At 30.9% G+C, this 14,764-nt stretch carries 16 protein-coding genes and 1 tRNA gene; 4 read left to right on the forward strand and 13 right to left on the reverse strand.

Features of this window, described 5'->3' with window-relative positions:
* The 9 genes from TX50_RS05035 to TX50_RS05070 all read right to left on the reverse strand — a co-directional run bounded on the left by TX50_RS05035 (window position 1) and on the right by TX50_RS05070 (window position 10,042).
* Window positions 1-3,498: a DNA polymerase III subunit alpha gene (locus TX50_RS05035; protein ID WP_011132578.1), complete on the reverse strand. Its 3,498-nt coding sequence runs from the start codon at window positions 3,496-3,498 to the stop codon at window positions 1-3.
* A 78-nt stretch (window positions 3,499-3,576) separates the two neighbouring features.
* Complete coding sequence (gatA, locus tag TX50_RS05040; RefSeq protein ID WP_011132579.1) at window positions 3,577-5,031, reverse strand: Asp-tRNA(Asn)/Glu-tRNA(Gln) amidotransferase subunit GatA; 1,455 nt, start codon at window positions 5,029-5,031, stop codon at window positions 3,577-3,579.
* Between the two features lie 32 nt (window positions 5,032-5,063).
* Complete coding sequence (locus tag TX50_RS05045; protein WP_036930465.1) at window positions 5,064-5,279, reverse strand: DUF1816 domain-containing protein; 216 nt, start codon at window positions 5,277-5,279, stop codon at window positions 5,064-5,066.
* Window positions 5,280-5,409: 130 nt separating this feature from the next.
* Window positions 5,410-6,696 (reverse strand): 23S rRNA (guanosine(2251)-2'-O)-methyltransferase RlmB, encoded by a 1,287-nt coding sequence (gene rlmB, locus TX50_RS05050; RefSeq protein ID WP_011132581.1) that lies wholly within the window; start codon window positions 6,694-6,696, stop codon window positions 5,410-5,412.
* A gap of 12 nt (window positions 6,697-6,708) precedes the next feature.
* Complete coding sequence (locus tag TX50_RS05055; protein ID WP_011132582.1) at window positions 6,709-7,101, reverse strand: ribonuclease III domain-containing protein; 393 nt, start codon at window positions 7,099-7,101, stop codon at window positions 6,709-6,711.
* Window positions 7,098-7,490 carry an STAS domain-containing protein gene (locus TX50_RS09300; protein ID WP_011132583.1) on the reverse strand — a complete coding sequence of 131 codons (393 nt, stop codon included), beginning with the start codon at window positions 7,488-7,490 and terminating at the stop codon, window positions 7,098-7,100. The genes TX50_RS05055 and TX50_RS09300 overlap by 4 nt, the downstream gene beginning before the upstream one ends.
* A gap of 39 nt (window positions 7,491-7,529) precedes the next feature.
* Complete coding sequence (gene carA / locus TX50_RS05060) at window positions 7,530-8,672, reverse strand: glutamine-hydrolyzing carbamoyl-phosphate synthase small subunit (protein ID WP_011132584.1); 1,143 nt, start codon at window positions 8,670-8,672, stop codon at window positions 7,530-7,532.
* A 12-nt stretch (window positions 8,673-8,684) separates the two neighbouring features.
* Entirely contained in the window at window positions 8,685-9,716 is a 1,032-nt protein-coding gene (gene trpD, locus TX50_RS05065) for an anthranilate phosphoribosyltransferase (protein WP_011132585.1), read from the reverse strand.
* Between the two features lie 29 nt (window positions 9,717-9,745).
* Window positions 9,746-10,042, reverse strand: a complete 297-nt coding sequence (locus TX50_RS05070) for a DUF3288 family protein (RefSeq protein WP_011132586.1) — start codon at window positions 10,040-10,042, stop codon at window positions 9,746-9,748.
* A 79-nt stretch (window positions 10,043-10,121) separates the two neighbouring features.
* On the opposite strand from TX50_RS05070, the gene TX50_RS05075 reads away from it, so the two are divergent.
* The 3 genes from TX50_RS05075 to TX50_RS05085 all read left to right on the forward strand — a co-directional run bounded on the left by TX50_RS05075 (window position 10,122) and on the right by TX50_RS05085 (window position 12,728).
* Entirely contained in the window at window positions 10,122-11,867 is a 1,746-nt protein-coding gene (locus tag TX50_RS05075; RefSeq protein WP_011132587.1) for an ABC transporter ATP-binding protein, read from the forward strand.
* A gap of 31 nt (window positions 11,868-11,898) precedes the next feature.
* Window positions 11,899-12,627, forward strand: a complete 729-nt coding sequence (msrA, locus tag TX50_RS05080; RefSeq protein WP_011132588.1) for a peptide-methionine (S)-S-oxide reductase MsrA — start codon at window positions 11,899-11,901, stop codon at window positions 12,625-12,627.
* 27 nt (window positions 12,628-12,654) lie between these two features.
* A tRNA-Pro gene (locus tag TX50_RS05085) sits at window positions 12,655-12,728 on the forward strand.
* On the opposite strand, the gene TX50_RS09710 is transcribed toward TX50_RS05085, so the two are convergent.
* Both TX50_RS09710 and TX50_RS05090 read right to left on the reverse strand, forming a co-directional pair.
* The gene (locus TX50_RS09710; protein ID WP_173028005.1) at window positions 12,729-12,887 is read right to left on the reverse strand and encodes a hypothetical protein; all 159 of its coding nucleotides are present in this window, start codon (window positions 12,885-12,887) and stop codon (window positions 12,729-12,731) included. It lies immediately after the preceding tRNA gene.
* Between the two features lie 61 nt (window positions 12,888-12,948).
* Entirely contained in the window at window positions 12,949-13,749 is an 801-nt protein-coding gene (locus tag TX50_RS05090) for an undecaprenyl-diphosphate phosphatase (protein WP_011132589.1), read from the reverse strand.
* An 89-nt stretch (window positions 13,750-13,838) separates the two neighbouring features.
* On the opposite strand from TX50_RS05090, the gene TX50_RS05095 reads away from it, so the two are divergent.
* On the forward strand, window positions 13,839-14,117 hold the full coding sequence (locus TX50_RS05095; protein WP_011132590.1) for a hypothetical protein: 279 nt from the start codon (window positions 13,839-13,841) through the stop codon (window positions 14,115-14,117).
* Between the two features lie 166 nt (window positions 14,118-14,283).
* On the opposite strand, the gene TX50_RS09935 is transcribed toward TX50_RS05095, so the two are convergent.
* Both TX50_RS09935 and TX50_RS05100 read right to left on the reverse strand, forming a co-directional pair.
* Window positions 14,284-14,409, reverse strand: coding sequence for a hypothetical protein (locus TX50_RS09935; protein ID WP_268741249.1), 126 nt, complete (start codon window positions 14,407-14,409; stop codon window positions 14,284-14,286).
* 90 nt (window positions 14,410-14,499) lie between these two features.
* Window positions 14,500-14,727: a DUF1830 domain-containing protein gene (locus TX50_RS05100; RefSeq protein ID WP_011132591.1), complete on the reverse strand. Its 228-nt coding sequence runs from the start codon at window positions 14,725-14,727 to the stop codon at window positions 14,500-14,502.
* Window positions 14,728-14,764 lie beyond the last annotated feature (37 nt).

Consider the following 14,764-nt stretch of genomic DNA (forward strand, 5'->3'; position numbering starts at 1 on the left):
TTATGCAATCATAGATTTCAAATTTACTTGAAAAGACTTATCAGAGAGTAATTTCGAAACACCAAGAATATCTCCAACACAAAATTGATCTCCAAACTTAACATAAGTTATAGAGTCATTATTTCTAACAGCAGCTAATACTGGAATTTTAATTCCACATTTATCTCTATCTGGTTTAAATTTAACTAAACAATCTCTTATTGTGTTTTGAATTCTTATATCTGAGGCTTGGGAACTATCAAGATTAATGACAAGTAACTTTAAGTTATCAATTTCTCTGCAGTCATCAATAATTAATTGAGTCTTATCACTTTTTTTATCAATAGTGCCCCAGACTAATAGTCTTGTATCAGTAAGTAAAAATTCAGATAATCGACAATACGTTTTAGGGAATACTATTGCCTCGCAACTTCCAGAAAGATCTTCAAGTTGCACAATAGCCATTCTGTCGCCTTTTCTTGTAGTAATTTGCTTTAATTCTGGAATCATTCCAACTAAAGAGACTTTTGTTCTGTCGTGTGAGTTTTCTAATTGAGAGATACTTATAGGAGAAACAAGTTTAGCTGGCTTTGCAAGATGTTTTAAAGGATGATCTGATAAATAAAAACCTAAAAGTTGCTTTTCTAATTTAAGCTTTTCAATTAAGGAGTAATCTTCAACTTTAGATCCTTGAGATAAAGAAAATTCTTTGGTATCGTTTTTACTAATTGAATCAAATAAATTTCCTTGTCCAGAAATCCGATCACGATTACGTGAGGATGCCCATTCCATAACATATTCAAGATCTGAAAAAAGTTGAGCTCTATTATTATTTTCAGAGAATTCATCAAGGGCTCCACAATGAATTAATGATTCTAGATTCCTTTTATTTAAAATATTAGAGGGTAAACGATCGCATAAATCAGAAAATGATTTGAAAACTCCTAGTTTATTACGATTATCAATTATATTTCTTATAGCTGAATCTCCGAGATTTTTAATAGCTGATAATCCAAATAAAATTTGATCCTTTTTAATAGTAAAATCAATTCCCGATAGATTAATACTTGGTGAAATGACTTCTATTCCCATGGAATAACAATTAGAAATATATCTCTGCATTTTGTCACTTGAACCAGCATTAACACTTAGAAGAGAAGCCATATAAGCTACTGGATAATGTGCTTTTAAAAAAGCAGTTTGGTAAGTGACAGCTCCATATGCAGTGGAATGACTTTTATTAAAACAATACTCAGCGAATAAAACCATTTGATCAAAAAGATCATTAGCAATTTTTTTATCTACACCTTTTTTACAGGATCCTTCAATGAAAATATTACGATGTTTAACCATCTCAGATACTTTCTTCTTTCCCATTGCTCTTCTTAACAAGTCCGCATCCCCAAGCGAATATCCTGCCAAATCTTGAGCAATTTTCATAATTTGCTCTTGATAAACCATTATTCCATAGGTTTCAGTGAGAATAGATTCAATAAAAGGATGAGGAAAATCTATTTTTTCACTCCCATTTTTTCTATTGATAAACTTTGGTATGAGACCAGCATCAAGAGGTCCAGGCCTATATAAAGCCAAAATAGAGGAGATATCTTCAAGAGAATTTGGCTTAAAGTCTTTAACAACTTGTTTCATCCCAGATGATTCCAATTGAAATACCCCTTCTAAATCTCCTCTTCCAATAAGATCAAAAGTTTTATTATCTTTTGGAGGTAATTTGTCGATATTTATTTTTTGTCCTGTGGAACTTTCAATTAAAGATATAGTCTTATCTATCATTGTAAGATTTTTAAGGCCTAAGAAGTCCATTTTTAATAAGCCTAACGATTCAATATCATCCATTGAATATTGTGTAATTATTTGTCCTTCATTATTTCTTTGTAGTGGTACGAGCATATCTAAAGGATCAGATGCTATTACAACTCCTGCGGCGTGAACACCATATGTTTTATTAGTACCCTCAATTCTCAATGCCAAATCAATCCATTTTTTTACCTTGATATCTTTTAAATATTTATCCCTAAATTCAGGACTAGGAGATTTTTTATCAATCATTTCATTCAGCTTATAAGGTTTCCCCCTTACAACTGGTATTAACTTTGCTAACTTATCTGATTCTCCATAAGGGATATCTAGTACTCTTGCAACGTCCTTTAATACTGCTTTTGATGTCATTTTATTAAAGGTAATTATTTGCGCAACTTTATCTTCGCCATATCTATTGGTTACATAATCAATAACTTCATTTCTCCTGTCAATACAAAAATCTGTATCAATATCAGGCATAGATTTTCTTGCTGGATTTAAGAATCTCTCAAATAATAATCCATGTTTAACTGGATCAATGTTTGTAATTTGAAGAGCATATGCTACGAGTGAACCTGCAGCAGAACCTCTGCCTGGGCCAACAGGTATAGAGCTATCTCTAGCAAATTTTATATAATCCCACACAACTAAGAAATAGTCTGGGAAACCCATATCATCTATTATTTTTAATTCTGAAGTTAACCTTTTCTTGTAGATTTCATCGATTTCATCAAGATTATTTTTATTAAGCCTACTTAAAAGACCCTGCTTAGTTATTTTGGTCAAAAATGATAAGGAGTCAGTCTCCTCTTTTAAAGGGAACTTTGGCATTCTATAGGTACCGAACAACTCAAATTCCTCAATCTTTTGTGAAACCTCAACCGTATTATTTATTGCTTCTTTAATAGATTCTTTATCAATATGATCGTTAAAAAGTCTTAGCATTTCATCTTCACTTTTAATATATTCTGTTCCCGTATATCTCAATCTTTTTTCGTCACTTATTAATTTTCCCGTAAGAACACAAAGTAAGGCGTCATGAGCTTCAACATCCATGTTTGAGATATAATGAGCATCATTTGTAGCAATAACTTTAATTTGGTGCTCTTTACCGATTCTTATTAATTCAACATTTACAATTCTGTCTTCGATAGAACCATGGTCTTGTATTTCTAAATAAAAATCATCTCCAAATATTCTCTTATACCAAACAGCAGTATTCTCAGCGACATCAATCCTTCCTTTTAAGATTGCTTGAGGAATCTCTCCACCTAAACATGCTGTTGAAATAATAAGACCATCATTATATTTTTCTAAAAGAGATTTATCAATACAAGGTCTAGAAAAGATACCTCTGCCCCTCATACCATTAAGATGGCTAATCGTTGTTAACTTTACAAGATTCTTATAGCCTGTATGATTTTTGGCTAATACTACCAAATGATATCTTTTTTCCTTTTTTGGTTGAGGATCATCGATGGAACCATTGATAATGTACATTTCATTACCAATGATTGGTTTTATACCCTTACTTTTGCATTTTTTTACTAAATCAAGAACGCCATACATTACTCCATGATCGGTCAAAGCAATTGAATCCATGCCAAGTTCACAAGCTCTATCAACAATTTTCGAAACTTGACTTGCTCCATCTAGAAGGCTGTAATCGCTATGATTATGTAGTGGAACAAAACCCATATTTAATTAATTTATATTTACAAGATAGAGAATATTTTAAAAAATTCTATATTTTACTAATACAAATTAATTATTAATTCAAATTTCAATATTAGGTTTAGTATTCATTACTTCAGCATCTTTTTCAAATATATTAGCAACATTCAATATTCGATGCTCCTCCAAAACATTTCCGATTAATTGAAGACCGATAGGTAAGCCCTTTTTATCAAATCCACATGGGATGCTGATAGCTGGGAGTCCAGCAAGATTTACTGGAACAGTTAAAAGATCAGACAAATACATTGATAAAGGGTCATTTACAAAATCACCTTTTAAGAATGCAGTTGTAGGACATGTGGGGGTCAATAAAACATCAACTTCATTAAAAGCATTATCAAAGTCACTTCTAATTAAAGTCCTTACTCTTTGAGCTTTCTTGTAATAAGCATCACTATACCCTGCAGACAAAGCATAGGTACCAATCAAAATTCGTCTTTGTACTTCATCCCCAAATCCTTCAGCTCTACTCTTACATATCATTTCTAATAAATTAGACTCACCTTCTGATCTGTATCCGTATTTAACCCCATCATATCTTGCTAAATTAGCTGAAGCCTCACATGGAGCAATAACATAATAAGTTGCTATACCATCATTAAATCTTGGACACTTTATGTCGTGAATTTCAGCACCCAAAGATCTGAATCTCTCAACACTAGATAAAACTGATTCCTTAACTTCAGGATCAAGTCCTGGATGGTCAAAACATTCTTCGATAATGCCTATTTTAATACCTTTAATAGATTTATCTAGATCTGACAAGTAATTAGGGACTGGTTTGTCAAGACATGTTGAATCAAGATTATCCTTCCCAGAAATTGAATAAAGGATCTCAGCAGCATCAGACACAGTATTTGTAATTGGACCTATTTGATCAAGAGAACTTGCAAATGCAATTAGCCCCCATCTGCTTACTCTTCCGTATGTGGGTTTTAGGCCTACAACTCCACAAAAAGATGCTGGCTGCCTTATGGAGCCTCCAGTATCTGAACCAATAGCGGCTAAGCATAAACCAGCTGCTACTGAAGCGGCACTACCACCAGAACTTCCCCCAGGTACTCTATTTACATCCCATGGATTTGATGTCGTACCAAATACGGAAGTCTCAGTCGAACTACCCATTGCAAATTCATCTAAATTAGTTTTTCCTAAACAAATACCGCCTAATGACCATAATTTACCTGAGGCAGAAGACTCGTATGGAGAAACAAAGTCTTTAAGCATTTTACTTGAACAAGAGGTAACAACTCCCTTCGTACAAATATTATCTTTGATCGCAATCGGTATACCCGCAAGCGAAGGAAGTTTTTGATTATTAGTAATTAATTTATCAATATTTTCAGATTGAGAATTAGCAATTTTTTTTGTTAAACAAGTATATGCATTTATTTTTGGATTTAATGAATCAATTTTTAAAAAGAATTCGTTTACTAATTCTTTAACTGAAGCATTCCCACTATATATTTCCTTTCTAAAAGAATTAAAGTTCATATCAAAATCGAAAAATTAAATAGAATTAGTTATCAAACAGTTAATGGTTCTTCTTTATTACATCTAACAATTTTGTGTTTAATATCTTTTGAACCCTCGTCTGAAAGATCAGTAAGAAATTTTTCTAGATTTTCGTTAAGACCTCGTTTTGTAAGAAATGGACCATACCAATAAGTTACTGAAGGGGTTCCAGTTTCAACTTTTGCCCACCAAGCTAAACCAAGTTTGTTACCTAAATTTCTAATCAATTTTCTTGGCCTTCTTTTAAAGACCATAAATTCTTGTTAAATTCTATACAATTTCTTACTATTTATTCAAGTAATTTTGATTAATTAAATAAATATATATCGAAATAATGATATTTACTAGATAATTAAATTAATTATTTGATAGATAACACAAGGAAATAGCAGCGGCTACGGATGCATTCAAGCTGGAAGTTTTACCTTTAAGAGGAATTTTAAGTAAATAATCACATTTTTTTTGGACTAGCAAAGAGATTCCTTTATTTTCTGCTCCAACTATTACAACAACAGGAGCTTTTTCCTTAAATTCTGAAATGGGAACTTGACCATCTCCAGACAAACCAATAATGATAAACCCCTTTTTCTTTAATTCATCAATAGCTCTATTTAGATTTACTACTCTGCTTACAGGTATATGCTCTAGTGCTCCAGCCGCAACTTTTGCAACAGTTCCAGTTAAACCTGCAGATCTTCTTTGTGGAACAATAATACCTTTGCAATCAAAAGCTTCTGCTGATCTAATAATTGCACCAAAGTTGTGAGGATCTGTCACGCCATCCAATGCAACAATAATAGGATTAGAGGATTTACTTTTCGATATATCAATTAATTTTTCTAAAGATATTGACTCGGTAGAAGCATGTTGTAAAGCAACACCTTGATGAACGGCTCCGGATGTTAGTTGTGAGAGTCTAGACCAAGGCACCTCTTCTATTAAAACACCTTTTGACTTAAGGTCTTTTAATAATAGGTAAAATTTTTCTGAAGAAAAAATTTCAGAAGTACACCAAATTCTATTGATTGGTCTTTCACTATTTAAAGCAGCAAAAACAGAATGCTTACCCCAAATCCAGTCTTCATAATTTCTTTCATTTGGACTCAATTGAAATTTTTTTGAACTGTTTTCAGAATAATTTTCAGTTTGTTGAGCGTTAGAGGAAAATCTCGTTTGTGATTGATTAAAACTATTTCTAGGTTTTTCTTTTGATTTCAAGTAGCTGTATTCGTTACTTTTAATAGCGCCTTTTCTTTCGTAATCGTCTCTTCTTTTAAAATCGTCTCTTCTATTAGAATCATCTCTTCTTTTAAAATTATCTCTTCTATTAAAATCGTATCTCCTATTTAAATCGTCTCGGCTTTTAAAATTATCTCTTCTTTTAGAATCATCTCGCCTTTTAAAATTATCTCTTCTATTAAAATCGTCTCTCCTATTTAAATCGTCTCTTCTATTAGAATTGTCTCTTTTATTAGAATTGTCTCTTCTATTAGAATTGTCTCTTCTATTAGAATTGTCTCTTCTATTAGAATCGTCTCTTGTATTTAAATCATTTCCTTTTTTAAAATTATTTTTTGATTGTGATCTTCTATTTTCTGTATCATTCCTTTTTGTTGAATAATTATTTTTAGTAAAGTTTTTCATAAATCTTATAGCTTATTTACACTCTAGGTATTCAAAAAATTTAGACAATCTTTTAGGGTCTTTTAGAAATAACCAACCAACTAAAGCTTCAAAACCTGTTGCTCTTGAATAGATAGCAGGATCTGAAGATTTTGGAAATCGCTTTGTTTTATTTCTAGCTCGTCTTATTAAATTAATTTCAAATGAATTTAATAAATGTTCAATTTCATCTAATGCTTTTGATTGAGCTTGAGCTTTTACTTCATTAACAACTGAAAGATGAAGATCTCTTGATTTTAATGGAATATGAATATGGCGTAATCTTTGATGTAACTCCCAGACAGAATCCCCTAGCCAAGCAAGTTGAATAACACCTATCTCATCAGGAGAACCATCAGGAGCAAGATTTTGTATCCAATAATTCAATGCTTCAAATAGACCAAGGCTTCTTGAAGAGTAGCTTTCAAATTAAGAAAGTCTGCTAATCTTACTAGTTTTATAGTTTGAGCAACTCTAGAATTTCCAACTACAGAAAACCTTAGTTTAAGTTTTTTGCATTCCTTGGAAGTTTGAACAAGGGCACCTAAACCGGATGAATCAAGGAAATCTATTTTACTTAAATCAATTACAAATGAAAGAACTTCTTTTTTAAGGGTATTGGTAATAAAAGTTTTAAATTGTTTTTCAGAAAATGCGTCTAATTGCCCTTTTAAAGTAAAAACAATTATATTTGCCTTTATTTCAATGTTGCCTCTTAAAGAAACAGTTAACTTTTGGAAATCTTCTATGGTTAAATCCCTCCCAAAAAAATTAATTTACTAAATGTAATTATCAAATCAAAAAGAATCAATATGTCAACATCTTTCTAACATTAGAGAAACAAATTTTTCAAATAAATAATCTGAATCATGAGGCCCAGGACTTGCTTCTGGATGATATTGAACACTAAATATAGGCTTATTTATAAGTTTCAATCCGGCAACAGTTTTATCATTAAGATTCAAGTGGGTTATTTCAACTAATTCAGTGGACAAAGAATTTGGATCTATAGCAAAACCATGATTCTGACTTGTAATTTCAATATTATTATTATTCATGCCACAAGGATGATTTAATCCACGATGTCCAAAAGGTAATTTATAAGTTTTTCCGCCTAATGCCAAACCAAATATTTGATGACCGAGGCAGATCCCAAACATAGGAATTTTCCCATAATTAATTAGTAATTTAGCTAAATTAATTCCATCAAGTACAGATGAAGGATCCCCTGGACCATTTGAGAAAAATATTCCATCAGGATCATGACTTAAAACATCTTCAAAAGAAGAATTTGAAGGCAAAACCAAAATTTCACATCCATGTGAAGCTAATCTATTGAGAATTGATTTTTTAATACCAAAATCAATCGCAACAACTCTGAATTTATTTATATTTTTGTGGATTTTTTCTCTTACATCAAAATCAGTCATTGTAGTTGCTTTAAAAATATAATTTTTCTTTGTTGAAACATCTTTGGCCAAATTCAAACCTTGCATATTGGGAGTATTAGAAATAATTTCAAGACAACTATCTAAATCATTTTTTTCACTAGTGATAACTCCATTCATGGAACCATTCGATCTTAAAATTTTAACAAGAGCTCTTGTATCAATTCCATAAAGTCCAATAATATTTTTTTCAATTAGCCACTGATTAAAGTTTAATTTAGATCTCCAATTACTATTATTATTTGAAAAATTACGCACAATAATACCTCTGACAGAATTATCTGATTCTGAATCTTCGAAATTAATTCCTGTATTTCCAATCTCAGGATAAGTAAATGTAATGATCTGGCCAAAATAACTTGGGTCAGAGATTACTTCCTGATAACCAGTCATACCAGTATTAAAAACAATTTCACCAACAGTTGAACCCATCGCACCAAATGAATAACCAGTAAAAGTAATCCCATTACTCAAAACAAGTTTTGCATTTTTCTTAAAAAGATGATTCATTAATTAAATTTATTATGATTCAAGGTAGTTTTTCAAAAGTAAAAATTTATTCCAAGGCTCTGCTTTACTCATAGAGAACAAAGCTTTTTTAAATCCCTTTTCAATATCATCTTCAATTCCTGCAACCCAGAGTACTAATGCTGTATTTAAAGCGACTACATCCAAATGAGCCTTTTGACCTGAACCATTCAAAACAGATTTTAATATGTCTTCATAAGAGTCATCATTTGATACGATTAAATCTTTATTTGAAGTGTTTTGATAATTAAAGTCAGAGACATTTATTTTTGAATGTTTAAGCTCACCTTTATCTACAAATATTATTTTATTATCTCCTTCTAACGAAGCCTCATCTAGACCACCATAGCCATGAACAACGATTGCTCTATCCATTTCCATTCTGCTCAAAGCTGAAGCCATAGGATTAAGTAATTCATCAGAAGCAACCCCTAAAACTTGAGCATTAGGTCTTAAAGGATTTACTAATGGACCTAGTTGGTTAAAAACAGTTCTTATGCCAAGAGCCTTTCTCAAAGGAGCTAGTTTAATTAATGATTTATGCCAAACGGGAGCAAATAAGAAAGTTATCCCAATTTGATCTATTGAAGAAATAACCTTTTCTAAAGTGGAATTTAAATTAATCCCAAGATTTAACAAAACATCTGCCGAGCCAACTTTTCCACTAGCACTTTTATTTCCGTGTTTTGCAATATTTACACCACATGATGATGCGACAAAAGCAACAGCAGTAGAAATATTAAAAGTATTAGCACCATCCCCCCCAGTTCCACAAGTATCAACCATAAACAAATTGGGTCGTTCGACAGGTAATTTACAAGCATTTAAGAGTACATCTGCCATAGATGATAATTCAGTTCCTGTAGCTCCTTTAGCTCTCAATGCACTCAAAAAAGCACCTGTTTGAACCTCCAATATTTCATCATTTAGCCATCTTTTCATCAAAGTATTTGATGTCTCAGCATCAAGATCTTGCCCATATAGTAACTGGTTTAGGATTTCAGAATTTGTTTTAATAATAGACATTTATCTTTAGTGGATTTAAAGTTAGTAGCTCAATTAGAAGTATCAAAACCGGAACCAACTAAATCTTTATTCGTATTTGAAGGTCTAAAATTATTTGACCATAATTTCTTAGTCTTTTCAAAAAGATTGTCCTTTGTTATTTTCCAAAATTTTAGTGTTTTTTCAATATCCTCTTTGATCTCAATTTCACCAGGAAAATCATCATATCTATTAATTAATCTAGCTAAATTAATCAAGTCAAAATCTTCAGGCATATCTTTTGATATAAGAGAGTCTATAATTTTTTTATCAGTTGCATGGAGAGGATGAGTTTGTTCATTGCTCATAATAAAAAAGAAATCATTTATAAAACTAGCTCACATATTCGAAAATGAAACATTATCTTAATCATATGGGAATTTTTAAATGAAGAATCTTAAATTAAAAGTCATATTTAAGTATTTAAAACCTTACAAAAAAGAATTTTTATATGGTGGGATAGCTCTCCTAGTAGTGAATATTTTGAGCATTCTGATACCTTTAGAAGTTAAAAACATAATTGATCAACTCAAAGATGGATTTTCCTCTAGTTTCGTTATATCAAAATCATTATTTCTCATGTTTCTAGCAACATGCATGGGTCTTATAAGATTATTTTCAAGGCAAATTGTATTTGGTATAGGAAGAAAAGTTGAAGTAAATCTTCGTCAAAAATTATTTGACCATTTACTAATTCAAGACCCTGATTGGATACAAAAAAAAGGTAGTGGAGATATTATCAGTAGAGCTACTAGTGATGTAGAAAACATTAGAAGACTCTTAGGTTTCACAGTTTTAAGTTTATGTAATATCGTTCTAGCTTATTCTCTAACAATTCCTTCAATGTTATCGATTAATAAAACATTGACAGTAGCTGCATTAATGATATTTCCAATGATATTAGTAATAGTTAGTTTGTTTGGAGGAAGAATGGTAAGTCAAAGAAAAATTCAACAAGAATCACTTTCCAAACTAAGTGATTTGATACAAGAAGATTTATCAGGGATAAGCGCTATAAAAATTTATGCACAAGAGGAAGCTGAAAAGAAACAATTTAATAATTACAATAAGGTTTATCGCAATTCAGCTATAAAGCTCGCAAGAACAGCAAGTACATTATTCCCACTATTGCAAGGTATTTCTTCAATTTCATTATTGATACTTTTAGGTCTAGGGACCTCTCAACTAGAAAACGGATTTATCACAATTGGTGGACTAGTTGCATTGATATTATTTGTTGAAAGACTTGTATTTCCAACAGCTCTATTAGGATTTACATTAAATACTTTTCAATTAGGACAAGTAAGTCTAGATAGAGTTGAAGAGATATTTCAGAACAATCCAAAAATTACTGATAAACCAAAAGCTAAATTCATAAAGAAAAAAGTTAAAGGTACAATTGAGGCAAAGAATTTAAAAATAAAATACGAGGGTGCAAAATTTAACTCCTTAAATAGATTAAATTTCAAAATTAATCCTGGAGAACTTATTGCGATAGTTGGTCCAGTAGGCTGTGGAAAAACAACATTAGCTAAATCATTAGGTAGAACTATTGAAATACCCGATGGACAATTATTTTTAGATGATATTGATATTACGAATATTAAATTAAGAGATTTAAGAAAACACATTGCTATAGTTCCTCAAGAAGCATTCTTATTTACATCTACAATTTCTGAAAATTTAAAATTTGGAGATCCAAAAGCTTCAAGAAATGTAGTAAAAAATAGTGCAGTAAACGCAGGATTGATAGATGATATTAATAGTTTTCCAGATGGTTTTAAAACAATTGTAGGTGAAAGAGGTATTACACTGAGTGGTGGTCAACGCCAAAGAACAGCATTAGGAAGAGCACTTTTAGTTGATGCTTCTGTAGTGGTACTTGATGATGCGTTGGCGAGTGTAGATAATAAAACTGCCGCGAAAATTATCGAGGAAATGAGAGCAAACAAAAGTAAAACCATATTGATGATTAGTCATCAATTATCTGTGGCAGCAACATGTGATAGGGTACTAGTAATGGACCAAGGTAAAATTGTGCAAGAAGGGATCCATAAAGATTTGATTACAACAAATGGACTATATAAAAATCTTTGGGAGAGAGAAATAGCTACCAATAAAATAGTTAGTTGAAAAAGAGTATTAATTAAATGCATACCTAAAGATGTTTGAATTTCTTAAAAAACTTATGACAAATAATGAATCAGTTTCAGCAAAGGAAACAAATTTCCTCCACAGAATATTAAATACTGATATAAAACAGGAACCAAAATCTCAAGAGGATGAAATAATATTTGGTTGTGGATGTTTTTGGGGTGCAGAAAAATGTTTTTGGAAACTTCCAGGAGTTATTACAACTTCCGTTGGTTATGCCGGTGGAGAAAAGAATAACCCTACTTACTATGAAGTCTGCTCTGGTATTACAGGTCATGCAGAAGTCGTTAGGGTTGTTTGGAATGTTAATGAAATAGATATTAGTGATTTATTAAAAATGTTCTGGGAATGTCATAATCCAACTCAAAAAAATAGGCAAGGTAATGATATGGGAACACAATATAGATCAACAATTTACTATAAGAACGACATTAATAAAGACAAAATTTACTCAAGTAAAGAAGCTTTCCAAAAAGAACTTTATAAAAACAATTTAGGAATCATAGAAACAGAGATTAAAAAAATTGACACTTATTATTACGCTGAAGAATATCATCAGCAGTATTTAGCAGTAGAAGGTAGTAGACAATATTGTTCTGCATCTCCTACAAAAGTAAAGTTAGGAAGTTTCAATAACTGTAATTACAAACTTCCAACAAAAACATGGGATAATTTTAATTGGGACATCGATAAATGTGTATTGAGATCTAACAATAATCCTATAGATATTAACAATTAAAAGCCTTTTATATTTATAGTAAAAATACGGGGCGTAGCGCAGCTTGGTAGCGCACCACTTTGGGGTAGTGGGGGTCGTGGGTTCAAATCCCGCCGTTCCGATTAAGATTCAGTATCGTCTTTGTTTATTAGTGATTTGTACAACTTATAAGAACTTATTCCAACAGCCATAAAAGTAAATGAAGAAAAAATTGTACATATAATGATTGTAAGATTTGAAACTTCAACCTCTCCTAGTTGATATGATAAAAAAAAAATCATCCGTAAAATATTATTTAAAAAACACTAACATAGAAATGTTGATTTGATTTAATTTAAATTCCTATAAATTGAAAAGAATCAAGATTCCGAATATTAAACGATAATAAACAAATATTTTGAGTCCATGAGAGGAAACATACTTTATTAAAAAATTGATGGCTAATAGAGAAGAGAAGAAAGCTGTAATTAATCCAGCAAAAAGAGGAAGGAATGGAAATGTTGAAAATTGATTTACTGCACTAAAAAACTCAACAAAAGCTGCTAACGAGATTGAAGGAATACCAAGAAGGAATGAAAATTTAGCTGCATCTTTTCTATTCCATCCAGATAAAAGAGCCATAGAAATAGTGGCTCCTGAACGAGATACTCCAGGAACAATTGCAAAGGCTTGAGCAATTCCTATATATAAGTTGTTTGGATATTTATGATTGTTTAAATTAATTGATTTCTTAGTAGAAATATCTGCAAAAAGCATTATTAAAGACATTAATATAGACACTAAAGCTATTGAAAGATTTGAACGTAAAAATGAATCAGAGAATCCTGGAACAAATAGCTTTATAATTACACCAATAAAAACAATTGGAATTGTACCTATAAAGATAGATTTATTTAATTTATTAAACAAAAATGAATAACTTGGTTTTCTAGAGTTTGTATTTTTGTAATTAGAAATACTTTTCCTAAAATACCAAAATATTGCAAAAACACTTCCAATTTGTATAATTGCAGAAACTGAGGAACCAGGATCATCCATTCCAAATAATAGAGATATGATTTTTAAATGAGCAGTACTACTTATAGGAATAAACTCTGTTAAACCTTGAATTATTCCATAAAAAATATACTTAAAAAATTCCAATAGTTTATATTCAAAATATTTCCAATAATAATATCAATTAAAAATAATACAATTTACATTATCAGAAGAAAAGCTAAGGTATTAATATTATGAAAAAATTTGTTTTTAAAATATTAGTCTTCGTAAGTCTTTTTATTTTTCCTGATTATGTAAAAGCAAATTATTGGCTAGTGATTGGAACTTACAGACAAGGACCAGGAGGCAGACCTGAGGTAAGTGGAATAACAAGCCCATCTTTGCATACTATTCCAATGAAAGATATGGAAACATGTGAAAAAGCTGGGAATAAAATTTCTAAAGAAATTTATATTCCTGTCTGGCAATTTGATAATAAATGGACTTGTATATATAGCGGAAACATTAAATAAAATTATCTTTTCACATCGTGAGCACAACCGTCACCTTTATAATTTTCACTTTCGTAAAAATCATTTTTTGTCCCAAAATAGGCTGTTAGTAATACGAAAGGCATACTAATTATAAAAAGTACTACAGTAAGATCCATCTTAAATAGGTATATTTAATATTTTTATATTAATAATCTGTAGGTCCTTTCAATCCCAGATAAAAAAATGCTCCAAGACCTATCAAAACAAGAACACCGGCAATAGCGGCTGAAGGTACAAATCCTCCTATGGCAAAAGAAGCAAATTGGATCATTATAAAAATCAAATTTATATCAATTATATCAATAAAAATAACCTAGATCGCTAAAAATTCTGACTCGAAGACAATTAAAAATCAATAAAGTTAGGCAACTAGAGTTGCATCTTCATTTTCAGAAGAAATTCTTATCCTTTCTTCTAGTTTAGGACCATATAATTCATTACCCCAAATTTCAACTCTAGAATCGTTAGGAGCCGTAAAAGATAAAATATCCGTCGGAAATAGCACTCTTTCTAAAAAAAAGTTAGAAGGACCTATACATCTCAAAACGACCATTCTGGAGCCTTCATTTTTATAAGAAAACTCAACCATATAAAGAAATTTTAATTGACTCTAATTAAACACTAAA

This window comes from Prochlorococcus marinus subsp. pastoris str. CCMP1986, assembly GCF_000011465.1.
Classification (GTDB): Bacteria; Cyanobacteriota; Cyanobacteriia; order PCC-6307; family Cyanobiaceae; genus Prochlorococcus_A; species Prochlorococcus_A pastoris.

Excerpts from the sequence above, each read along its gene's own strand:
- TX50_RS05035 (WP_011132578.1), bottom strand. The coding sequence starts at position 3,498 with ATGGGTTTTGTTCCACTACATAATCATAGCGATTACAGCCTTCTAGAT.
- gatA (WP_011132579.1), bottom strand. The coding sequence starts at position 5,031 with ATGAACTTTAATTCTTTTAGAAAGGAAATATATAGTGGGAATGCTTCA.
- rlmB (WP_011132581.1), bottom strand. The coding sequence starts at position 6,696 with ATGAAAAACTTTACTAAAAATAATTATTCAACAAAAAGGAATGATACA.
- carA (WP_011132584.1), bottom strand. The coding sequence starts at position 8,672 with ATGAATCATCTTTTTAAGAAAAATGCAAAACTTGTTTTGAGTAATGGG.
- trpD (WP_011132585.1), bottom strand. The coding sequence starts at position 9,716 with ATGTCTATTATTAAAACAAATTCTGAAATCCTAAACCAGTTACTATAT.
- TX50_RS05070 (WP_011132586.1), bottom strand. The coding sequence starts at position 10,042 with ATGAGCAATGAACAAACTCATCCTCTCCATGCAACTGATAAAAAAATT.
- TX50_RS05075 (WP_011132587.1), top strand. The coding sequence starts at position 10,122 with ATGAAGAATCTTAAATTAAAAGTCATATTTAAGTATTTAAAACCTTAC.
- msrA (WP_011132588.1), top strand. The coding sequence starts at position 11,899 with ATGTTTGAATTTCTTAAAAAACTTATGACAAATAATGAATCAGTTTCA.
- TX50_RS09710 (WP_173028005.1), bottom strand. The coding sequence starts at position 12,887 with ATGATTTTTTTTTTATCATATCAACTAGGAGAGGTTGAAGTTTCAAAT.
- TX50_RS05095 (WP_011132590.1), top strand. The coding sequence starts at position 13,839 with ATGAAAAAATTTGTTTTTAAAATATTAGTCTTCGTAAGTCTTTTTATT.
- TX50_RS09935 (WP_268741249.1), bottom strand. The coding sequence starts at position 14,409 with ATGATCCAATTTGCTTCTTTTGCCATAGGAGGATTTGTACCTTCAGCC.
- TX50_RS05100 (WP_011132591.1), bottom strand. The coding sequence starts at position 14,727 with ATGGTTGAGTTTTCTTATAAAAATGAAGGCTCCAGAATGGTCGTTTTG.